This window comes from Streptomyces sp. NPDC001002 (genome assembly GCF_053599215.1).
The window spans coordinates 1-22,726 of the sequence record NZ_JBSFLV010000088.1 but is presented as its reverse complement, the minus strand read 5'-3'; the positions used below and the strand labels follow the sequence as shown (position 1 = coordinate 22,726).

General features: G+C 69.0%; 14 protein-coding genes. 2 read left to right on the top strand and 12 right to left on the bottom strand.

All coding sequences use genetic code 11. The features are described from left to right. Positions 1 to 51 precede the first annotated feature (51 nt). The 6 genes from ACWDR3_RS31960 to rplU form a co-directional block, all read right to left on the bottom strand. Entirely contained in the window at positions 52 to 1,548 is a 1,497-nt protein-coding gene (locus ACWDR3_RS31960) for a D-ribitol-5-phosphate cytidylyltransferase (RefSeq protein ID WP_450356059.1), read from the bottom strand. Positions 1,549 to 1,795: 247 nt separating this feature from the next. Then, positions 1,796 to 3,013 carry a hypothetical protein gene (locus ACWDR3_RS31955; protein WP_450356058.1) on the bottom strand — a complete coding sequence of 406 codons (1,218 nt, stop codon included), beginning with the start codon at positions 3,011 to 3,013 and terminating at the stop codon, positions 1,796 to 1,798. A gap of 87 nt (positions 3,014 to 3,100) precedes the next feature. Next, positions 3,101 to 4,651 carry an alkaline phosphatase D family protein gene (locus tag ACWDR3_RS31950; RefSeq protein WP_450356057.1) on the bottom strand — a complete coding sequence of 517 codons (1,551 nt, stop codon included), beginning with the start codon at positions 4,649 to 4,651 and terminating at the stop codon, positions 3,101 to 3,103. A 236-nt stretch (positions 4,652 to 4,887) separates the two neighbouring features. Beyond that, entirely contained in the window at positions 4,888 to 6,327 is a 1,440-nt protein-coding gene (gene obgE, locus ACWDR3_RS31945; RefSeq protein WP_450356056.1) for a GTPase ObgE, read from the bottom strand. A 146-nt stretch (positions 6,328 to 6,473) separates the two neighbouring features. Then, the gene (gene rpmA / locus ACWDR3_RS31940; RefSeq protein ID WP_123999934.1) at positions 6,474 to 6,728 is read right to left on the bottom strand and encodes a 50S ribosomal protein L27; all 255 of its coding nucleotides are present in this window, start codon (positions 6,726 to 6,728) and stop codon (positions 6,474 to 6,476) included. Positions 6,729 to 6,742: 14 nt separating this feature from the next. Further along, positions 6,743 to 7,063, bottom strand: coding sequence for a 50S ribosomal protein L21 (rplU, locus tag ACWDR3_RS31935; protein WP_200303235.1), 321 nt, complete (start codon positions 7,061 to 7,063; stop codon positions 6,743 to 6,745). Between the two features lie 362 nt (positions 7,064 to 7,425). On the opposite strand from rplU, the gene ACWDR3_RS31930 reads away from it, so the two are divergent. Together ACWDR3_RS31930 and rfbC are read left to right on the top strand one after the other, a co-directional pair. Next, positions 7,426 to 9,453 (top strand): glycosyltransferase family 2 protein, encoded by a 2,028-nt coding sequence (locus tag ACWDR3_RS31930; RefSeq protein WP_450356055.1) that lies wholly within the window; start codon positions 7,426 to 7,428, stop codon positions 9,451 to 9,453. A 56-nt stretch (positions 9,454 to 9,509) separates the two neighbouring features. Beyond that, positions 9,510 to 10,103 (top strand): dTDP-4-dehydrorhamnose 3,5-epimerase, encoded by a 594-nt coding sequence (gene rfbC / locus ACWDR3_RS31925; RefSeq protein WP_450356054.1) that lies wholly within the window; start codon positions 9,510 to 9,512, stop codon positions 10,101 to 10,103. A 75-nt stretch (positions 10,104 to 10,178) separates the two neighbouring features. Here rfbC and ACWDR3_RS31920 read toward each other — a convergent pair whose 3' ends face one another. From ACWDR3_RS31920 to ACWDR3_RS31895, 6 genes are all read right to left on the bottom strand, one after another. Beyond that, complete coding sequence (locus tag ACWDR3_RS31920) at positions 10,179 to 11,516, bottom strand: FG-GAP repeat domain-containing protein (RefSeq protein WP_450356053.1); 1,338 nt, start codon at positions 11,514 to 11,516, stop codon at positions 10,179 to 10,181. 42 nt (positions 11,517 to 11,558) lie between these two features. Next, complete coding sequence (rfbD, locus tag ACWDR3_RS31915; RefSeq protein WP_450356052.1) at positions 11,559 to 12,458, bottom strand: dTDP-4-dehydrorhamnose reductase; 900 nt, start codon at positions 12,456 to 12,458, stop codon at positions 11,559 to 11,561. Further along, positions 12,455 to 13,450, bottom strand: a complete 996-nt coding sequence (gene rfbB / locus ACWDR3_RS31910; protein ID WP_450356051.1) for a dTDP-glucose 4,6-dehydratase — start codon at positions 13,448 to 13,450, stop codon at positions 12,455 to 12,457. The genes rfbD and rfbB overlap by 4 nt, the downstream gene beginning before the upstream one ends. Continuing rightward, positions 13,447 to 14,514 carry a glucose-1-phosphate thymidylyltransferase gene (locus ACWDR3_RS31905; protein ID WP_450356050.1) on the bottom strand — a complete coding sequence of 356 codons (1,068 nt, stop codon included), beginning with the start codon at positions 14,512 to 14,514 and terminating at the stop codon, positions 13,447 to 13,449. Before ACWDR3_RS31905 ends, rfbB begins: the two co-directional genes overlap by 4 nt. Before the next feature lie 213 nt (positions 14,515 to 14,727). Continuing rightward, a complete protein-coding gene (locus ACWDR3_RS31900) occupies positions 14,728 to 15,384 on the bottom strand; it encodes a hypothetical protein (protein WP_450356049.1) in 657 nt (218 codons plus the stop codon). Positions 15,385 to 15,394: 10 nt separating this feature from the next. Continuing rightward, a complete protein-coding gene (locus tag ACWDR3_RS31895) occupies positions 15,395 to 22,369 on the bottom strand; it encodes a polymorphic toxin-type HINT domain-containing protein (RefSeq protein ID WP_450356048.1) in 6,975 nt (2,324 codons plus the stop codon). Positions 22,370 to 22,726: the final 357 nt, after the last annotated feature.

Sequence of the window (22,726 nt, the reverse complement as noted above, 5' to 3'; positions counted from 1 at the left end):
GAGCAGTCTCAGAGGCCTGAATTACCGACGAAGAAGAATTGCCGCCAATTATTACACGCCGTCCTGCCGGTCGAGCACCGAGGCCAGCGCCGCCTCGAAGCCGGAGGCCTGCGCGGCACCCGCCGTCGGGTCCTGCTGGCGGACGTCGATGACGTGCCCGGTCAGCTCGGACAGCAGCACGTCGAGCGAGGTGCGCGCGACGGCCTCGGAGGACAGCAGGCTGCCCGTCGGCTCCTGACCGAAGGCCTTGGTGCGCATGGGCGTCGCGGTGCGCTCGGGGTTGACGCAGTTGACCCGGATGGCGTCGCCGGCCCACTCGTCGGACAGGGCCTGGGTGAGGTTCACCATGGCGGCCTTGGTCGAGGAGTAGAGGCTGTACTCGGCACGGCCCCGGGTGTAGCTGCTGGAGGTGTACAGCAGCAACTGGCCCTTGGTCTCGGCCAGGTACTTGTACGCCGAACGAGCGATCTGCACCGGTGCCAGGTAGTTGACCTTCAGCGCTTCCTCGATGGTCGCGTTGTCGGTCTCGGCCAGCTTGCCGATGCGCAGCACGCCCGCGGTGTTCACGACGTAGTCGATCCGGCCGGTCTCCGCGTACGCCTTGGACAGCGCGTCGTCGACCTCCTCCGGGTTCTCCACGTGCGTGCCGGTGGTGGAGCGGCCCAGCGCGTAGACCTTGGAGCCGTAGGCCTCGGCGAGGGCGGCGATGTCCTTGCCGATGCCGTAGGAGCCGCCGAAGATCACGACCGTCTTGCCGGTGAGCAGCTCGCGGTAGGTCGCCTCGTCCATCTGCTCGGGCGTGGCGGTGGAGGCGAGCTGGAAGAGCTTGTCGGCGATGAAGACGTCGACGGGCTGGGTGACCTTCATGTTGTACTCGTCGCCCGCGACGACGTGGATCGGCACGTCCGGCAGGTACTTGAGCACGACCGAACAGTCGTCCGTGGCCTGGAAGTTGGGGTCGCCGGCGGCGACCTCGTAGGCGCGCTTGATCGTGGACAGCTTGAAGGCCTGCGGGGTCTGGCCGCGGCGCAGCCGGGAGCGGTCCGGGATCTCGGTGATGAACTCGCCGTCGTCGCCGTGCGTGCGGGTCACGATGATCGTGTCCGCGGACGGGATGGCCACGTCGACGGCCTGGAAACGCTCCAGGGCGACCACGCAGTCGTCGATGACGCGCTGCGACAGCAGCGGGCGCACGGCGTCGTGGAAGAGGACGTTCAGGTCCTCGCCCTCGGGCAGGCCCTCGCCGAGTGCCTCGATGGCGCGCTCGGTGGTCTCGTTCCGCGTGGAGCCGCCCTCGATGATCTTCTTCACCTTGGTGAAGCCGGCCTTGGCGACGATCTTCTCGACGTCGGGCACGTACCCCGGCGCCATCAGCACGATGATGTCGTCGATCGAGTCAGCCCTCTCGAAGGTGGTGAGGGTGTGCTCGATGACTGCCTTGCCGGCGATCTTCAGCAGCTGCTTGGGGATCGACAGACCCACGCGCTGGCCGGTACCACCGGCCAGGATCACTGCGGTGGTACGGGGCTTGGCTATGTGCTGGGACACAGAGGACCTACCTTGGGCGATTGGGAACCTTGAAATGGTCCCACTTGCGGTAACCGCAGTGCAAGGCGAGCGCCGTTCGCTGCATATGTGCCCGCTACCTGCCATTCACCTTGCACTGCTGGTGACGCGGGAATCGGTGTCCGGGTTCCCGCTTTATTGCTGTGAGTAACTCCACAGGAGCATGAAATCCACTCAGGGTGACGCCGGTGTTGACGTCTGCGCTGATGCCCGCACTGACGCCCGCGCCTCAGTGCCGCCGCAGCCTCTTCAGACAGCGGTGCCCGAGCACCTTCACCAGTTCCCTGGAAGACGTCTGGTGTACGGTCCGCGCCTTCGCCGGCGCGGTGTGCCTGACCGGCACCGCGGCGGCCGCGGCGAGCACGCCGTAGAGCGCCTGCGCGGCCACCTCGGGAGCGATCCGCGGCTCGGCCGGCGGCTCCCAGGCGGGCGGCTTCGGCCGGGCCGAAAGAACGGCCGGATCACCGATCACGCGTACGCCCAGCGCGCCGATCCGCCCGGCCATCTCGGCGCCGATCCCGGCCGCCGCGTCGAGGGCCCACTCCGGGGTGGCGATCTTCACGTCCTCGGGCGACGGGCTGCACGAGTTCTTCATATGCATCACGGCGCCGTTGCGCACGAGCTTGGAATACAGCTCGTCGGGAAGCCCATTGCCGCGGAATTCCACATTAAGATTCCGCAGCATTTCGGTCTCGGCGAGGGTGAGGGAACGATTCGCCGCGTCCGGAACCGGCCGCAGCAACCCGGCGGGCAGCCCGAGCAGCGCCTCGAAGGTCCGCATCAGCCCGTCCCGGTCCGCGTCGTCCACCACGACCACGGTGACCCGCTCGGGCCCGACCACCCCGGCCCACCGCTCCACCAGCCGGTCATGCCGGTGCCGGCGCCAGAAGCTGGGGTTGGGCTTCTCGTACGGCGCCTTGCGGAGCATGTGCTCCAGCCAGTCCTCGTAGCCCATGCGCAGCCCGTTCTGCACGTACTGCTGCCACTGCGAGGGCATGATCCGGGCCAACGGCCGCAGGGTGACCAGGACATGCACCCGCTCCCCGCCGAGCTGCTCCACGATCCGCCGTACGGTCGCCCCGTCCTCGGCGTCGGCGAAGAACTCGCTGCTCACCACCGAGGTGTTCGCCTTGGTGGCCGCCACCTGATCCAGCAGCCGCGTCCAGTGCCTGTCGGTCGGCGCGGTGTCGCCCATCATCGCCGGCCGGGCACAGGCGGCCAGCGCCGCCTCCATCGGATGTCTGGTGCTCGCCGGGAACGCGACCCCGTACGCGGGGAGTTGATCCTTCGCGGCGAACAACGCGCCCTGGATCGAGGTGGTCCCGGTCTTGTGCGGCCCGATGTGCAGCAGCCGGGTCCCGGCGGGCAGCGGGGCGGGCGGGCGCGGGACGAGACCCGCACGCCCGCCGTTCACCCTGTCGTCATCACTCGTACAGTCGATCTCCATGGTTAACGGAGGGTAAGAGGAGTACCTGAGATTGGACTGAGAGCCGCCTGGGACGCGGATGAGCCCCAGGCTTCCCTCGTACGGAGGTCACACGAGCTCGACCCCCGGCCGTCCCGCCTCCACCCGCAGCCGGGCCAGCGTGCTCGGTGTCGCCTGCGGACTCAGAACCGTGTCGACCACCCTCACCTGCGCGTCGATGCCGTCGCGCCGGATGTCGAAGAGGTGGTAGCCGCGGTGGGCGTCGATCAGCTTCCAGTGCGGGTTGTCCGGCATGCGCGGGTCCCACTCGGTGTGGAAGGCGGCCTGGTTCTGGTCGCCGTTGCTGGAGATGGACGTGCCCACGAACTCGGCGCCCACGACGGCGGACCGCGGATCGGCGAAGTCCTTCTTCAGGTCGCTGACCATCGTCAGATGGCGGTCGCCGGTGAGCACGACGGGGTTGCGGACGCGCGCGAACTCCCCCATCAGTGCGTTGCGTTCGGCCTGGTAGCCGTCCCACGCGTCGTAGTACCAGAGCTTGCCCGCGCCGACCTGGAGGTCGGTCTCGGCCATCATGATCTGCGAGGCGATCAGGTTCCAGCGGGCGGACGAGCCGTGCAGCCCGTCGAGCAGCCACTTCTTCTGCTTCGCGCCCAGCATGGTCAGCGACGGGTTCTGCGCACCGGCCTGACTGGTGGCCTGGTTGCTGCGGAACTGGCGGGTGTCGAGGACGTTCAGCCGGGCCAACTGCCCGAACTCCAGCCGCCGGTACATCTGGATGTGCGGCCCGCTCGGCACGGCGCTCGCACGCACCGGCATGTGCTCGTAGTACGCCTGGTAGGCCGCGGTCAGCCGGGCCACGAAGGCGTCGTGGGTCTGCTTGTCGGGGTCCTGCGGGATCTCTCCGGCGAAGTCGTTGTCGACCTCGTGGTCGTCGAAGGTGACCACCCAGGGCGCGTTCGCGTGCATCGCGGCGAGATCGGGATCGCTGCGGTACTGCGCGTACCGGTTGCGGTACTGCACCAGGGTGTACGGCTCCCCCGTGCCCTCGTGCCGGCGCGGCCCGGTCGACACCGGCGCCGACTCGTAGATGTAGTCGCCGACGAAGAGCACGACATCGGGGTCCTGGGCGAGCATGTCGGCGTACGCCGGGAAGTAGCCGTTCTGCCAGTTCTGGCAGGAGGCGAGGGTGACCCGCAGCGAGCCGCCGGTGCTGCCCGGCGCGGGGGCGGTACGGGTCCGCCCGGTGCGCGAGAGCTGCCCGCTCACCCGGAAGCGGTACCAGTACGTGCGCCCCGGGCGCAGTCCGCGTACATCCACGTGGACGCTGTGCCCGTACTCGGGCCGGGCCTGGGCGACGCCCCGGCGCACCGGCTTGCCGAGCCACTTGTTCTCCCCGATCTCCCACTCCACCGGGACCACGCGGTCCGGCATACCGCCGCCGTGCAGCGGGTCCGGGGCGAGCCGGGTCCAGAGCACGACCCCGTCGGGCAGCGGGTCCCCAGAGGCGACCCCGAGGCTGAACACCCCGTCGGGCAGCGGGACTTCGGCCGCCCGGGCGGTACCGGGCAGCCAGAGCTGAGCGGAGGCGGCGGCGCCGACGACGGCGGCCCCCGCGGTCAGAAATCGGCGTCGGTCAGGCGAGATTGCTCCGGTCACGGGTGAACTCCCTTGCCTCGCTGGCCTCTTGGACACCTAGAGGCTCACGCAGGCGGGAGGTCCACGCGCTGAACACGGGCATGCGTGCGCATGACAACTGGGCAGACACTCGCCTTCGTGCTGGTGGTGCCGAGGAGAGTGTTACCGAAGGAGATCACTGTGTAGGGGCGACACGAGGGTGCTTCTCAGCGCCGGTCCGCACTTTCCGGCCCGGCGCTGACAACCACCCGGTACTGCTACTCGAACGGATCGAAGTCGCCGTACTCCTGAAGCGCTTCGTCCCTCTCCGCATCCCGGTCCCGGCGCCGCTGCGCCGCAGGCCGCGGCGCCTCGAAGCGATGGTCCTCGCCACGCCGCCCGAGCATCTCCGCACCCGCCATCACGGTCGGCTCCCAGTCGAAGACGACCGCGTTGTCCTCGGGGCCGATGGCGACGCCGTCGCCGGAGCGGGCGCCCGCCTTCATCAACGCGTCTTCCACACCGAGGCGGTTGAGGCGGTCGGCGAGGTAGCCGACGGCCTCGTCGTTGGTGAAGTCGGTCTGGCGGACCCAGCGTTCGGGCTTCTCGCCACGCACGCGGAAGAGACCGTCCTCCTCCGGTACGACCGTGAAGCCGCTGTCGTCGACCGCCTTCGGGCGGATGACGATCCGGGTCGCCTCCTCCTTCGGCTTGGCCGCGCGCGACTCGGCGATCAACTCCGCGAGTGCGAAGGACAGTTCACGCAGGCCGGTGTGCGCGACCGCCGACACCTCGAAGACCCGGTAGCCACGGGCCTCCAGGTCAGGCCGCACCATCTCGGCGAGGTCCTTGCCGTCCGGTACGTCGATCTTGTTCAGGACGACCATGCGCGGGCGCCGGTCGAGGCCGCCGTACTGCTTCAGCTCCTCCTCGATGATGTCGAGGTCGGAGATCGGGTCGCGCTCGGACTCCAGCGTGGCGGTGTCGAGGATGTGCACGAGCACGCTGCACCGCTCGACGTGGCGCAGGAATTCGAGGCCGAGGCCCTTGCCCTGGCTGGCGCCGGGGATGAGGCCGGGGACGTCCGCGATGGTGTAGACGGTCTCGCCCGCGGTCACCACGCCCAGGTTCGGCACCAGCGTCGTGAAGGGGTAGTCCGCGATCTTCGGCTTGGCCGCGCTCAGCACGGAGATCAGCGAGGACTTGCCGGCGCTCGGGTAGCCGACCAGGGCCACGTCGGCGACCGTCTTCAGTTCGAGGACGATGTCCTGGAGGTCACCGGGCACGCCGAGCAGCGCGAAGCCGGGGGCCTTGCGGCGGGCCGAGGCCAGCGCCGCGTTGCCGAGACCGCCCCGGCCGCCCTGCGCGGCGACGTACGAGGTGCCCTCGCCGACCAGGTCGGCGAGCACGTTGCCCGCGCGGTCGAGCACGACCGTGCCGTCCGGCACCGGCAGGACCAGGTCCTGGCCGTCCTTGCCGGAGCGGTTGCCGCCCTCACCGGGCTTGCCGTTGGTGGCCTTGCGGTGCGGGGAGTGGTGGTACTCGAGGAGCGTGGTCACGGACTGGTCGACGACGAGGATGACGTCACCGCCCCTGCCGCCGTTGCCGCCGTCCGGGCCGCCGAGCGGCTTGAACTTCTCACGGTGGACGGAGGCACAGCCGTGGCCTCCGCTACCCGCGGCGACATGCAGCTCGACGCGGTCCACGAAGGTGGTCATGGGATGTGCCTCCAGTTACGTACAACAGTGTTTCCAGGTCAACACGCGAAAGGCGGACCCGCTTCCCGGAAGGGAAGTGAGGTCCGCCTCGCGAAAGCTTCCGATCAGTTGCCCGAATCAGTCACCTGAATCGGCTGCCTGATGTGTCAGGCGACCGGAACGATGTTCACGACCTTGCGGCCACGGTGGACGCCGAACTCCACCGCGCCGGAGTTCAGCGCGAACAGCGTGTCGTCGCCGCCACGGCCGACGCCCGCACCGGGGTGGAAGTGGGTGCCGCGCTGGCGGACCAGGATCTCACCCGCGTTGACGACCTGACCGCCGAAGCGCTTCACGCCGAGCCGCTGGGCATTGGAGTCGCGACCGTTCCGGGTGGACGATGCGCCCTTCTTGTGTGCCATGTCTCCTCAGTCCCTTACTTCGCAGCCGCGGGGATCTCAGTGACCTTGATCGCCGTGTACTGCTGGCGGTGGCCCTGACGACGGCGGTAACCGGTCTTGTTCTTGTAGCGAAGGATGTCGATCTTGACGCCCTTGTGGTGGTCCACGACCTCGGCCTGGACCTTGATGCCGGCCAGCACCCACGGGTCGCTGGTCACAGCGTCGCCGTCGACAACGAGCAGGGTCGAGAGCTCGACCGTGTCGCCAACATTGGCGGTGGAAATCTTGTCAACCTCAACGATGTCGCCGACAGCAACCTTGTGCTGGCGACCACCGCTGCGCACGATGGCGTACACGCGGATCTCTCTTTCGCTCGGAGAACGGCACCCCCGCAGGCCAGCGGTCCGGTACGAACACGGACAGCCTCTCCCGGTCGCCGAGGCGCCCGGAAGGTAAGAGGTTTACGGGGATGTGGCATGCCTCTGTACTGACACGCCGACGGTCTAGGCTACGGGCCCGCTCGCGGCCTGGTCAAACCGGGCCGGTCGGCCCCACGGCCGCCCGGGATCCGGCACGGAACCGGAGGGTCCGAATCCCCCTCTTGTACCCCAAAGCACTGCGGCTACTCTGTGACTCCAGCCATACACATCTTGGCCACCGCGTGTCCACGTGACCGTCACCCCCGCAGGGCTACCCGACAGGAGAACAGGTTCCTCAGATGCCGACCAAGGTGAGCGTCATCATCCCGGTGTACAACCCGGGAAAGTACATTCAGCCCTGCATCGACTCGCTGTTGAAGCAGACCCTCTCCGTCGACGAGTTCGAAGTCATTTTCGTCGATGACGGGTCGACCGACGAGACGCCCGCCGAACTGGATGCCCTTGCCACGCAGCACCCGCATTTCCGGGTCGTGCACATACCGAATTCGGGTTGGCCGGGCAAGCCGCGGAACATCGGCGTGGGCGAGGCGAAGGGCGAGTACGTCCAGTTCGTGGACCAGGACGACTACCTGGCCTCGGACGCACTGCGACGGCTGTACGAGATGGGTCACCGCAACGGGTCGGACATCGTCATCGGCAAGGTGGCCAGCAACTTCCGCGGTGTGCCGCACGGGGTCTTCCGGGTCGACCGGGAGAAGTGCACCATTCACGACGCGCCCCTGTACGACAGCCTCACTCCGCACAAGATGTTCCGCACCGAGTTCCTCCGCGAGAACAACATCGCCTATCCCGAGGGAAAGCGGCGGCTGGAGGACCAGCTCTACATGATGGAGACCTACTTCCCCGCGAAGGTCGTCTCCATTCTCGGCAGCTACACCTGCTACTACTACTCGAAGCGCGACGACGGAAAGAACGCGGGCTCCACCAGGCCGGTCCCGTCCGGCTATTACGGAAACCTCCGCGAGGTCCTCGACGTCGTCATCGCCAACACCGAGCCCGGTGAATTCCGGGACATGCTCCTGCGCCGTTTCTACCGGGTGGAGATGCTCGGCCGGATCAGCGAGCCCAACGTCCTGAAGTACGAGCAGGCCTACCTGGACGAGATGGTCGACGCCATCCAGCCGCTGGCCAAGGACTTCATGGGCGACGGCGTGCACGACGGGCTCGGCGCGATCTCCCGTATCCGCTCCACGCTGCTGCGCCGCGACGACCGCCCGGGCCTGCTGAAGCTCGCCGAGTTCGCGCGCGGGGTCAAGGGCACGGCTCGGCTAGAGGACGTCGCCTGGCAGCCGAACGGCAAGCTGGCCGTCACGGTCACCGCCCGGCTCACCCAGGGCGAGAACGGCGAGCCGCTCAAGGTGCTGCGCCGCGACGACCGCTTCTACCTGCACCCCGAGTACACCGACGGGTTGCTCGGCGAGGGCGAACTGGTCGACGTCACCGACGAGTTGGCCGAGTACAAGGCCGAGATGTCGCTGCGCAACCGCGAGACCGCCGTCGAGTGGCCCTGCCCGATGGAGTTCACCTCCGCCGTGGAGGACCTGGGCGACGGCGCCTGCGAGGTCGTCCTGCGCGGCACCGGTCAGGTCAACCCGCAGGGCGCCAAGGGCCGCGGTCCCGTCTCGCGCGGCTTCTGGGACCTGTGGGTCCCGGTGCGCGGTCTCGGTCTGGTCCGCAAGGCCCGGCTGGGTGCCGACCGCGCCCCGAAGGTCGACGCGGAGTGCCGCCCGGCGCTGCTGGGCTCGCCGGCCCGCCCGGTCATCCCGTACTTCACCGACCCGCACGGCAACCTCACGCTCGACGTGGCCCGCCGCAGCAAGAGGATGGCGGAGTACCTGGAGGGCCGTCCGGTGCTCCGGATGCCCGGCAGCCGGCCGGAGCTGCGGCTCGACGTCTTCGCCCGCCCGGCGACCGCGCCGCTGAAGACGGAGCTGGTGCTGACCGCCGAAGGCGGCCGTACGCACGTGGTGCCCGCCCAGATCGTCCCCATAGAGGGCCGCAGCCACCTCCTCCTGCCCGAGCGCGTGACGGTGCCCGCCGGACGCTGGCAGGCCTCGGTGCGGCTGGACGGGGAGAAGAACCCCGCCTTCGACCTCTGCCCGGTCACGGTCAACGGCGGCGGACGCCTCCGCCTCGGCAGTGAACTCCCGGTCGTGGAACCGGAGTTGGTCCGCGCGACGATCACCAGGCGGCGCAAGGCCACCGTCCGCCGCAGGCTGCGTGCCGTCGGCGGTCCGATCGTGCGCAGGCTGCCCTCCTCCGCCCGCAAGAAGGTCCGCCGGCTGGCGGCGAAGTTCGTCGGCTGACCACCGCCGCACCCCGGACCCACCGCACGACACAGCACACCAAGGATGTGAACGACATGAGGCAGCTCGGCATCGCCGGCGCCTGGATCCACGAGCCGAAGGTCTTTCCCGACGCGCGCGGCAGCTTCCACGAGTGGTTCAAGGGGCCGGACTTCGCCGAGGCCACCGGCCACCGGCTGAACCTGGCCCAGGCCAACTGCTCGGTCTCCAGCCGCGGCACTCTGCGCGGCGTCCACTTCGCCGACGTACCACCCAGCCAGGCCAAGTACGTGAAGTGCGTACGCGGCGCGATCCTGGACGTCATCGTCGACATCCGCACCGGCTCCCCCACGTACAAGCAGTGGGAGGCGGTACGGCTGGACGACGTGGACCACCACTCCGTCTACCTCTCCGAGGGGCTCGGGCACGCCTTCATGGCGCTGACCGACGACGCGACCGTGGTCTACCTGTGCTCCGAGGGCTACGCCCCCGAACGTGAGCACGGCATCCACCCGCTCGACCCCGACCTGGGCATCGAGTGGCCGACGACGGTGGAGCCGGTCCTCTCCGAGAAGGACGCGGCGGCGCCGACCCTGGCCGAGGCGGAGGCGCGGGGGCTGCTGCCGTCGTGGGAGGACTGCCAGGCGTACTACGCCGAGCTGCGCGGCTGAGCCGACGCAGCCGCACGAAGAGGCGGGACACACGAAGAGGGGCCCTCGCGGATCCGTCCGCAAGGGCCCTTCTCGTCATCCGACGGGCCAGAGGCCGCGCCGCAGACCCGTTATCTCCGGTCCGAGGTCGAGGTCGGCCGCCTTGATCGTCAGCATCGGGGAGGTGTCGACGCCGTCCGGTCCACCGTGCAGCACCCGGACCTCGCCCTGATCCTCGACCACCAGTTCGGCCGCCCGGTCGCGGTCGGTGTCGAGCAGCACGGCCGAGTCGCCGGGCACGGCCTGCGCCCCCTTGAGAGTGAGCCCCTCGGCACTCCCTCGCAGCACGAGGAGCTCCCGCTTCAGGCCCTTCTCGACCTCGGCCGAGAACACCACGTCGGCGTACCCGTCCCCGTCCGTGTCACCGACCACGGGCCGGCCGCCGAACGAGCAGAAGGAGAAGGGTCCTTGGACCGGCAGCCCCGCCGTGTCCGCCGTGAACCGCTGGCTTCGCACCTTGGGCCCTCCGTACAGCACACCCAGCCGGCTGCGACCCTTCGGAATCATGGGGTCGCCCCGCGCCTCGCAGTCGCGCCCCACCACGACGTCGGCGTACCCGTCCTTGTCGATGTCCGCCGTCGTGAGCGCGGAGCCGTAGAAGTCCTCGCCCCGCTCGTCCGTGAGCCGCGGCCCCTTGGACAACTTCCCGTCCGCGGCGCCCCGGTACAGATAGGCGGCCTCCGCGATGGGTGCCTCGTCCACCAGCATCCCCCAGGAGACCAGGAGATCGTCCTTGCCGTCCCCCGTGACGTCCCCGAGGGCGGCGGGCACCGCGTCATAGTGCGCCGGATCGTTGGGCGTCAGGTCGACGGAGACAGTGCTGTGCGGCACGCCTTTGCGGTCGAACGGCCCCAGCAGCACCCGTACGGCGTTGTCGTGGCTCCCGGCGACCCCGGACAGGACCAGATCGGCGTGCCCGTCCCCGTCGACGTCTCCGGTGAGCGGCGCGGACCCCTTCAACCGGGCCGCACCGGAGAGCCCCTTGTCGCTCCCCCAGACGACGAAGACCGTGCGGTAGCCCGCCTGGGTGATGAAGTCGGCCCGCCCGTCACCGTCGAGGTCGGCACTGAGGCTGCTGCTTGAGCTGCCGAAGCCACCGCCCTCGCCCGCCTTGCCGAGCCCGAGCTCGTTCTGGGTGACGATCTGCGCTCCCTTGAGCCGGGGGCCCTGCGCGGAGCCGCGCAGGACGGCCGCGTATCCGGCGGCGTACTTCCCGTTCACGGTCGCGGTGGTGTCGGAGACGACGAGATCGCCGTATCCGTCTCCGTCGAAGTCGGAGCGGACGCCGGGGTGTTGTGGTGGTGCCTCGCCGTCCGACCCGCAGGCGGCCAGCAGCAACACCAGGGCGGCGCCGACGACATGACTTCTCTTCATGTCAACTCCGACCCTCCGCCCCGGTGTTGGGTTGTACCGCTGTCAGCCCCGCTCCGCCGTCACCAGCGCCGGGAACGCCTCCGCGAGCGCCTCGCGCCAGTCACGGATCGGCTCGATGCCGGCCGCCGCCCACCGGTCGTGGCCCAGGACGCTGTACGCGGGCCGGGGTGCGGGGCGTACGAAGGCCGCGCTCGTCGTGGGCCGGACCCGGTCCGGGTCGGCGCCGAGGTGTTCGAAGATGGCCCGGGTGAAGCCGTACCAGGTCGTCTCGCCGGAGCTGGTGCCGTGGTAGACGCCGGCCGGTGCGGTGCCGGCGAGAGCGCCCTGGCCGAGGCGGACCAGGCGGTCGGCGAGGTCGGCGGTCCAAGTGGGCTGACCGCGCTGGTCGTCGACCACGTCGAGGGTGTCCTTGACGCCCTCCAGCTTGATCATCGTACGGACGAAATTGCCGCCGCCCGCGCCGTACAGCCAGGCCGTGCGCACGACGTAGCCGGTGCGCGGGAGGGTGTCGAGGACGGCGCGCTCGCCCGCGAGCTTGGTGCGGCCGTAGGCGCCGCGCGGGCCGGTGGGGGCGTCCTCCGCGTACGGCTTCTCGGCGTCGCCCGCGAACACGTAGTCCGTGGAGACCTGGAGGAGTACGGCGCCGTCGGCCGCGCAGGCCTCGGCGAGGTGGCGGGCGCCGTCGCCGTTGACGCGCAGGGCCTCGTCCTCGCGGGACTCGGCGTCGTCGACGGCCGTCCAGGCGGCACAGTTGACGACCACGGCGGGACGGTGTGCGGCCAGGGCCGTGCGCACCGACTCCGGGTCCGTGACGTCGAGTTCGGCGCGGGTGACGGCGACAGCCGGGATGCCGGCGAGGGCAAGCCGCGCCAGGACGTCCTGGGCGAGCATGCCGCCGGCACCCGTGACCAGCCAGTTCTGCTTCTGCAGCGGCGGGGTCACAGCGCGGCCCGCTCCTTCAGCGGCTCCCACCAGGCGCGGTTGTCGCGGTACCACTGGACCGTCTCCGCGAGGCCCTGCTCGAAGCCCTTGCGCGGCTCGTAGCCGAGCTCCTCGCGGATCTTCGTGCAGTCGACGGAGTAGCGGCGGTCGTGGCCCTTGCGGTCCTCGACGTACTCGACGCTGGTCTCCCAGTCGGCGCCGCAGGCCTTGAGGAGCAGCCCGGTGAGCTCTTTGTTGCTCAGCTCGGTGCCGCCACCGATGTTGTAGACCTCGCCGGCGCGACCCTTGGTCCGCACCAGCTCGATGCCCTGGACGTGGTCGTCGATGTGCAGCCAGTCGCGGACGTTGCCGCCGTCGCCGTACAGCGGGACCTTCTTGCCGTCGAGGAGGTTGGTCACGAAGAGCGGGATGACCTTCTCGGGGAAGTGGTGGTGCCCGTAGTTGTTGGAGCAGCGGGTGACGCGGACGTCGAGGCCGTGGGTGCGGTGGTACGACAGCGCGATCAGGTCGCTGGACGCCTTCGCCGAGGAATAGGGCGAGTTGGGCTCCAGCGGGTGCGTCTCGGGCCAGGAACCCTCGTCGATCGAACCGTAGACCTCGTCGGTCGAGATGTGCACGAAGGTCTTGATGCCGGCGCGGTGGGCGGCGTCGATGAGCGTGTGCGTGCCGACGACGTTCGTACGAACGAACTCGGCGCCGCCGTCGATGGAGCGGTCCACGTGGGACTCGGCGGCGAAGTGCACCACCTGGTCGTGCTCGGCCATCAGCTTGCCGACCAGCTCGGGGTCGCAGATGTCGCCCTGCACGAAGGCGAACCCCGGGTGCGCGCGCACCTCGTCGAGGTTGGCCGGGTTGCCGGCGTACGTCAGCTTGTCGAGCACGGTGATCGCGACGTCACCGGGGCCTTCGGGGCCGAGCAGCGTACGGACGTAGTGCGAGCCGATGAACCCGGCGCCGCCGGTCACCAGGATTCGGGTAGGGGCGGTGGTCATGAAGAGATCTGCACCTTGCTGTGATCACCGAGCACGAGCCGGTGGGCCGACGGGTTGCGGGGCGCGGGCGTGACCTCGACGTCGCGCCCGATGAGCGAGGCCTCCACGCGGCGCACGCCGGTCACCGAGGATCCGCGCAGGACTATGGAGTACTCGATCTCGCTGTCCTCGATCCTGCAGTCCTCGGAGACGGATGTGAAGGGACCGATGTAGGCGTGCTTGACGACCGAACCGGCGCCGACGATCGCGGGGCCGACGATGCGGCTGCCGCTGACGCGGGCGCCCGCCTCGATCCGTACCCGGCCGATGATCTCGCTCTCCTCGTCGACCGTGCCCGCGATCAGGGGCTGCACGGTCTCCAGGACGGACCGGTTGACCTCCAGCATGTCGGTGACGTTGCCGGTGTCCTTCCAGTAGCCGGAGATCGTGGTGGAGCGGACGTCGCGCTTGTCGTCGATCAGCCACTGGATGGCGTGCGTGATCTCCAGCTCGCCGCGCCAGGAGGGCTCGATGGAGCGGACGGCTTCGTGCACGGCGGGGGTGAAGAGGTAGACGCCGACGAGCGCGAGATCGCTCTTCGGGTGCTTCGGCTTCTCCTCAAGGCCCACCACGCGTCCGTCGGCGTCGAGTTCGGCGACACCGAAGGAGGTGGGGTTGGGGACCTTGGTCAGCAGGATCTGCGCGTCGGGGCGCTCGCTGCGGAACTCCTCCACCAGGCCCTTGATGCCGCCGACGATGAAGTTGTCGCCGAGGTACATCACGAAGTCGTCGTCGCCGAGGAAGTCCTGGGCGATCAGGACGGCGTGGGCGAGCCCGAGGGGTGCGTCCTGCGGGATGTAGGTGACCTCGATCCCGAACTGCGAGCCGTCGCCGACGGCCTCCCGGATCTCCTCGGCGGTGTCCCCGACGACGATCCCGACCTCGGTGATCCCGGCCTCGGCGATCGCCTCCAGGCCGTAGAACAGCACGGGCTTGTTCGCCACCGGCACCAGCTGCTTGGCCGAGGTGTGGGTGATCGGGCGGAGGCGGGTACCCGCTCCTCCGGAGAGCACGAGAGCCTTCACGTGATAAATCCCCGTTTGTCTGAATTAAGCATCAATCTCGGTCACATCATAGCCTCGCTACGAGAAGCTAGATTCACCGCTCGTTCACATGGTTGCCTGCTGGGGGTCAATTCGTGGTCGAGGTCACGAGAAAAGGGCAGCGGGAACCTCGGGAGGCACGAGAACCGGCCATTGCGCGAGTGGATCGAGGGACCGGACCGGGGGATCCAGGGGTCAGGGGATGAGGGCGGCGCGCAGGTAGGCGATCAGATCGGCGGCCGGCACCTCGACCCAGGTGGCATCGGGTGCACCGGGACGTACGACCTCGTACCGCTCCGTCGCCACCTCATGGACCAGGATCTGCCGGCTCGCTCCGTCGAGCGGATCCACCCGGAGGCGGACGGCACCGTGCGAGATGGTGGGGAAGAAACGCCGGAGCTCTTCATCCGCATGGATGCGGCGGAGGAGGTTCCACTGTGCCTGGTGGAACTCGGCCGACAGGAGGTCGGCCCACTGCGCTGCGGCCGGCTCTCCGCCTTCGATCGCCCCGGTGAATTCGTCGAGCTCCATGAACTCGAACCGCGCCGCGAACTCGTCGAACGGCATACCGTCCCGCCAGGCGGCGACCGCCTCCACGAGCAATCCAAGATCGCCCGTGGAGCCGATCGCCCAGGTGAACCCCGGGATATGGACACTCACCAGGAACCGACGCTCCCCGGCCGCAGGCTCGACCGACACCACACCCCGTGCCGTCTCGATCCGCACGACACCGGACACGTCATACACCGTCCCGATGCCGCGTCCGCTCAGCCCCGCAGCCTCTTTCATGGCTGCTCCGAGGCCGCCCAGAGCGACTACGTCCGGGTACAAGTCCTTCGGAGAGGTGTCCATATCCCATTCCTCAGCAGTGGCAGTAACCGATGCTCGAACCCTTCAGCGGAGAAAGATCTCCTTCCAACCCTGATAGATCCGGCATGGATGTCGCATCGTCCAGAGCCATGGAACCGTTCGGCCCCTTCGGTGAGTAGAACTTGACGGAACTCCACTCACGTTGTCCGTTGACAAGGGCTCTGGCGACCATGGACAGCTCATTGTCGGTGGCATGCCCGAGCTCGCCGGCCCTGAGGCCACGCTGGGCAGCCGCCACGAAGCCGCCCAATTCGTTCAGCCCTGTCATGTTGATGTGCAGCGTCACACTCGAGTCGGCGGCGGCCTTTTCGACGATCTGGGCGTAGTCCCTCGGAGATACGTTGGAGTAGGTGGTGAACTTGTTCTCCTTGGCCCATTCGTCGAGCTTGCCCTTGTTCTGCCATCCCAAAGCAATGTCGCAGTTGTGCACCAGCAACGGGGTGGCATCGGCGAAGACGTAGTACGCATGAATCCCGGTGACCGTCAGGTCATGCGTCCGCTGTCGCTTCTCGTACTGGCGGTTGGCCGTCAGCTCGACCGTGTCGCCCGAAGCCGTGCGCAGCTTCATGCCGGGCTTCAGGGCGCCGGCCTTGATCCACGCCCCCTCCGACACCACCCAGAACGGGTGGGTCGTCGTGGCGATCAGGGACTGCGGCTTGCCCGATGCCGTCTTCACCGTCAGGTCGGAGAAGGACTTGTCGTCCTCCGTGACGATCGTGCCCGCTACCTCGCGGACCGTCGTCCTGCCCGTCTTCGCGTCGGTCGTGACGACCTTGTCGCCGAGCTTGACCTTCTCGATCGGTTTGGTGCCGCCGCCGGAGAGGAGGACCTTCGTGCCCGGCAGGAAGCTGTGGCACTCCGGGTCCGACTTCTTCGACTTCTTGAGTGCGGCCGCCGCCTTCTTTCTCGCGTCCGCCAGTTTGTCCGTCGCCTTGGCCAGGCCCGCACTCGCCTTGCCGACCGCCTTGTTCGCCTTCCACAGGCCCTTCGCGCCGCCGATCAGGTCGCCGACCAGGCCGGTGACGCGTTTGGCGAGTTTGATGCCCTTGGCCCATTTCCACGGCGCCCCGTACTTGGCGAGGATCTTGCCCGCCAGGCCGCCCGCGAAGCTGCCCGCGATGTTGAGGAGCGTCTCGCCGCACGCGCCGACGTCACCGCTGGAGATGCAGTCCAGGGCCGCGTCCACGCCCAGGATGTCCCGGGCGATCTTTATCAGCGCCTTGCCCGCCGACTTGATGCGCTGCTTGGCGGAGGACTGCTGCGACTGCGCGCTCGCCAGCTCCGAGGACGCCTTGCTGACCTCCGACTGGGCGTCCGTGACCTCCTTGGGCGTGCTCGTGACGGGGATGCCGCCGCGGCACTCGATCAGGCCCTCCCGGCACTCCGGGACGATCATGCCGCTGGGGTCGGCGTGCGTGACCGGCGAGTTGTTGGCGTACGCGTAGCCGTTGATCTGCTGCGGCTGCGTGTAGTCGATGACCGGGTCGACCGAGATGAACTTGCCGATCGACGCGTCGTACTCACGCGCCCCCAGATGGGTCAGGCCCGTCGAGGCGTCGATCGTGCCGCCGACATAGCCCTTCTCCCCCGGCCAGACCCCGGTCTTCGTGCCGCGCTCGACGCCGAAGGGGTCGTAGCGCCGCTGGCTGATCGCGCCGGTCGTCGCGTCGATCGCCAGCTCGCCCGTGCCGTGGTGGTCGGCGGCGATGAAGGAGACCTTGGAGGCGGTGCGGACCGCGACCGTCTGGCCCGCGTAGTCGTAGTAGCGGGTGGCTTCCTTCTTCGTGCCGTCCGCCGACAGCTTCAGCTCGGTGCCCGGCAGGTAGAGCGTCGTGCCCGACGGGTCCTTGCGGACCAAGCGGTTGCCACCGGAGTCGTACAGGTAGCTGGTCTTCGTGCCGTTCGCCTCGGTGGCCTCGCTCAGCTTGCCCTGGTCGGTCCAGAGCAGGGACTGGGCGTCGCCGCCGATCGTGCGCTTGGTGGTGTTGCCGGAGTCGTCGTACTCGTACGTCGACTGCCGGGTGCCCGTCGGGGAGTTCTCGGTGACCTTCGTGACCTGGTGCGGTCCGTCGCCGAGGGTGCCCGCGGTGCCGTACTCGTAGCTGCGGGTGGTGTTCTTCGCCGCGTCCAGACCGGTGTCGTGGACGGTCTCCGACAGCCGGTTGCCGATGGCGTCGGTCTCGTACGACTTCCAGTACGGGGCCGGGCCGCCGAGCGTGCTCGTGCCGGCGGCGGAGTCACAGGCGCTCGGGCCGGTGCCGTCCACCGGCGTGCCGGAGCCGCGGGTGCCCATGCCGTCCGCGGTCGTCGCGGTGGCCGCGGGCGTCCAGGCATCCTTGAGGCGCTGGCGGCTGTCGTAGGCGAAGCACTGGAGGTCCGGCGCGGTGGCGTTCGCGCTGTCCGCGATGGACAGGACGTTGCCGGCCTGGTCGTAGGAGTAGCGCGCGTCCCTGACCGGGGTGGGCGTGCCGATGACCTCGAACAGCGAGCGGGTCAGGCGGTCCGTGCCCTTCTCGTAGCCGTAGCTCTGCTGGACCTTCTTGCCGCTGCCCGTGTACAGCTCCAGGCTCAGCAGCTGGCTCTTGGTGGTGTACTCGGTGTTGGTGACGTACGAGGTGGAGCCCCGCATCGTCATCGGACGCTGAAGCGAGTCGTACGTGTAGGTGAGCGCCTCCGCCGGCAGGTCGCCGATGGCGGGCAGACCGGCGCTCTGGACCGTGCCGTCCCGGTTGTACGTGGTGGTGAACTCATAGGTCCCGGCAAGGGAGTTCTGCGAGGCGGGGACCTGGTACGCGGTCTTCAGCGGACGGTAGAACTCGTCCACCGACTGGATCGCCGTGGCGAAGTACTCGGTCGGGGAGGTGTAGTTGAGGAAGCCGTAGGCCATCCCCAGCCAGCCCGCCTTGTCGTACTTGGTCTCGGAGAGCTTGGTGCCGGTGCCCGCGTCGCCCTGCCAGGTGGTCAGGACCCGGCCGAGCGCGTCGTAGACCGTGGAGGACTTCTTGTTCCGGCCGTCGTACGAGACGATCGGGCGGTCCAGTTCGTCGTACTCGACGCGCGAGGTGCCCGCGTCCGGGTCAACAGACTTTGTTTTGCGACCCAGTTGGTCGTACTCGTAACGCCAGACGTTGTCCTCGGCGTCGGTGACGGACTCCAGGTGACCCGCCGGGTCGTACGTGTACTTCGTCGAGTCGTACGGCACGCCCGCGGACGGCGAGGCGCCCCGGTAGTGGCGGATCTCGGAGACGTTGCCCTGGCCGTCCGTGATCGTCGTGGTGGGGACACCGCCGACGGGCGGGTCCACATTGGTGAGTTCACCGTTGTACGTGGTCGTGGTGCGCCACTGCTCGGCGCCGCCGACCGCCAGGATCTGCGCGGTGGAGCGGCCCAGGCCGTCGTACTCCAGCAGGGTCTGCTCGCCGACCTCACCGTTGCGGGCGAGATACAGCTCGCCCTCGGCCGCGCCCGCCATGTTGTAAGTGGCGTTGGTCTTGCGGACGTTGCCGGTCCCGTCGTACCAGGTGTCGGCGACCATCCGGGTGCCGGCCGCGCCCTCGGTCTGGATCTGGCGGGCCCTGAGCATGCTGTCGTAGAGCTGGTACTCGGCGCCGTAGGAGCCGTCGTTCTCGATCTTCTCGGTCTTGATCGAGGTGACCTTGTCCTTGCGGACGTCGTAGGAGTACTTGATGCTCGGCGTCTGCGTCGAGGCACGGTCCGGGAGCCAGACCGAGGTCAGCCGGCCCAGTGCGTCGTAGGCGAGCTGGGTGCGCCTGCCGTTCGGGTCGGTCTGGCCCAGGGACATGCCCCAGGCGGGCGCGTAGTCGGTGGTGGTCGCGTGCTCGAGGACGTTGGTGACCTTCGTCCTGGTCAGCAGGCCGTTGGTCTCGGTGTAGACGGTCCGCGTCGCGGCCGTCGTGCCGATCTGCTTGGCGTCCTGCTGGGACGTGGGCCGGCCGAAGCCGTCGTACTCGGTGACACCGGTGGCCTGGTACGTCGCGGTGGTGCCGTTGTGCGCGGTCAGCCGCTCGGTCTTCGTCGCGTCGCCCTTGACGGGCGCCGCACCGAACGCGCCCTTGTCGTACGAGGTGCGCTCGTCCGCAAGGACCTGGGTCTTGCGGTCGGGCGTCGTCGCGCACTTCACGGAGACCGACTCGCTGCGCGCGGGCAGCGAGAGGATGTTCTTCGTGGCGTTGTCCGCGTAGGTGGTGCGGGTGCAGGTGTCGTCCTTGGCGGTGGAGACATCGCCCTGGTCGTCGACCACGAGCACGCGGCCGGTGCCGTTCGAAGTGTCGTACGTCGTCGTCGACTTGGTCTCGCGCCAGGTGCCGTCCGCCTTCAGGCTGAAGCCGCGGCCCGTCTCGGTGCGCACGATCACCGCACGCGTGGTGCCCCAACTCCTGGCCTGCGTCGCGGAGTAGAACTTCCACGGGGTGCTGATGACCTTGGAGACCAGCTTGGCGCCGTCGTAGGTGGCGACCTCCAGCTCGTGTCCGGTGAACTCCTCGTCGTCGGCGTACGAGGCTCCCGTGGAGTCCTTGACGGTGACCGAACGCGTGCTGCCCGAGGCGTCCTTGTCGCCGTTCATGCCCTGCATGAAGGTGTAGTCGACGCGGGTCTTCTGCGCGTCGGCGGTGCCGCTGGTGACCTTGACCTTGCCGTAGCCCTGCCAGCCGCCCCAGGTGAGGTACTTGTCGTCGGTGATGCCGTCCGGCTTGGCCTTACGCCAGGCCGCGTCGCCCTGGTAGTCGTAGCGGGTGACCATGCCGTCGCTGCCGCCGGTGCGGTCGGTCTCGATGACCGCCGACACGACGTACTTGTGGAACCAGTCCGTGATCGGTTCGAGGTAGCCCGGCGGTGCCCACTTCACCGGGTAGCAGCGTTTGACCGAGGCGTCCGGCGCGGGCAGCGCGGACTTGGCGCAGTCCACCGGCGCGTAGTTCACGTCGAGTTGGGCGCCGGTCTCGCTGAGCACCGTCGACAGGCGGTAGCGGTGGAACGGCGCGATGTTGTCGCCGATCGCGTCGACCCGGTTGGCGAGCTGCTCGCCGAACAGGTCCACGGAGGGCAGCTTCGCGACCGTACCGACGCGGCCCTCGTGCTCGATCTTCGACAGCCACAGCGTCTTGGAGTCGTCGCCGTTGTCGGTGAACAGATGCGTGAGGATCCAGGCGTCCACGTCCGAGTAGTTCGTGGCGTCCTTGCGTATCTGCGTGACCACCGAGGCCAGTCGCCTGGTGGTCCAGAACGTCGTCACGGGCGAGGTGCACTTGGCGTTCGCCTTGCACTCCTGGTCGACCGGGACGTCCGGCCAGCGGGCGGCGTTCGCCGCGGTGCGCTTGGACTCCGCGCAGTCGAACTCGGTGGTGACCAGGCAGCGTTCGGCGGTGTTGAACACGACCCGGGCCGGCGCCTTGGCCGCGTAGACCTTGCCGTCCTGCTGGCCGTAGTCGATGCGCTTGAGGTAACCGCCGCGGTGGTACGCGGTGCCGTTGACGTCCGTCTTCGCGTTGAGCGCGTAGTAGTTGGTCTCGCGGTCGTAGAAGTAGGACATCACGTTGCCGTGGGTGTCCTTGACGTAGTCCAGGCTCCAGCGCCAGGCCTGCTGGCAGTGCGCGCTGGTGAAGGTGGCGTTGTAGCAGGGCTCACCGGAGTCGTCGCCGAAGACGGGCGCCGTCCAGACGGAGTCGGTCTCCTCGTTCCCGGTGGCCCAGCCCGGCAGCCGGTTGAGCCCGAACCAGTACTCGGTGCCCTCCGCGGTCGTGATCTTCCAGTGCTCGCCCTTGTCGTCCGTGCCCTCGTCATCGTTCACCGCGCCGGTCAGCTTCTCGACCTTGGTGCCGTCGTCGGAGGACATGTGCCACTCGCCGGTCTTGTCGTCCTTGACCAGTTCACCGGCGGTGCCGTTGAGCATGACCGTGGCGTTGTCGAACGCCCAGCACTGCTCGGCCGAGTTCTCGTGACCGTCGTCGGCGCACGGCTTGTAGCGGCGCTCGACGTATCCCGGGTCGTAGGAGAAGCCCTCACCGACCCAGGAGCCCTGGTTGTTGGTGGCCGCGGTGCGGCCGTCCGCCGACTGGGAGGAGTAGCCGAGGCCCACGGTGGGCACCAGGCCGCCCGGGGTCGGGACCGTGTTCAGCGGGTAGTTCCAGTTGAACGCGCCGGAGGAGGTGGCGACGCTCCAACTGGCCGACGGGGAAAGGGCGGTGGCCTTGTAGGTGCCCTGCGCGCCGGACGGTCCCGCCGCCACCGCGACCAGCGAGGTCGCGTCGGCGGCCTGGGTGGAGACGCCGTCGGCGGGAGCCGGTGCGGCGGTCACGTCGGCGGAGACGGTGCCGGCCCGCACGTCGTTCACCGTGCGCAGCACCTTGGGCTGCTCGGGGCAGTCCTTGCTGCCGGGCACGGACACGGCGGCGCAGGACGGGAGTTGGACCAGCCGGAGCCGGGAGGCGTAGGAGCCGCCGAAGCCCTCGGCGAACGCCGAGTAGTCGACGGTGAGCCGGACCTTGGCCGCCGCGTCCTCGCCGTCGGCACGCTCCACACCCAGGAGCACACCGGCGCCGAGCCCCTTGACCTGCTTGGGGTCGAGGACATCCACGCGGACCTTGTCGGCGGACCGCCCGGCCCTGCCCTTCGCCCCGCCCTTCGCGCCGCTCTTCACCTCGGCCTGGGCCTTGGCGACCTTGACCGGCAGACCGCCCGGCTCGGCGGTGGCACCGAGCGTGAGTTCGGCGCCGCCCCGCTTGGGCCACACCGCCTTGTCGAGGCCCTGGACCGCGGCCTTGCGCGCCGGGTCGGAGGGGCGGGACTTGGCCTTCGCCGCGGTTCCCTTGACGGGATCCGTGTCGTCCTGCACACCGGGGCGGCTGCTGCCCCGGGCGTTGTCGTCGAGCGCCAATGCCTGGACCGAGGACGCGGACAGCGCGAGCGAGAGCCCGAGCACTGTCGCGACGACCGTCTGTCTGGGCATGCGGCGGCTCAGTGAGCGGCCACGGAAGAACATCGGACAACTCCCTGGTCGGAGGAGAAAGTCATGGAGAGAAAGTCATGGAGAGAAGGTCGGCCGAGAAGGTCGGCCGAGAAGGTCATGACAGGAGGGGGCCGGTCATGCGGAGGAGGGTGTGCCGGGCCCGAACAGACCCGGCACACCACTCACATGACGACGCGTCACATGTCCGGCAGCGCCGTCAGCGCGGCCATCTGCTGCACCGCGACCCGGTCGAAGTTCAGGGCGAAGGCGTACGACCTGGGGGAGGCCCGCACTCGACCGGTCCGCGCCCTTCATCTCCCCGCCCTGTCGCCCGACGGCCGCCAGATCGCCTTCGCG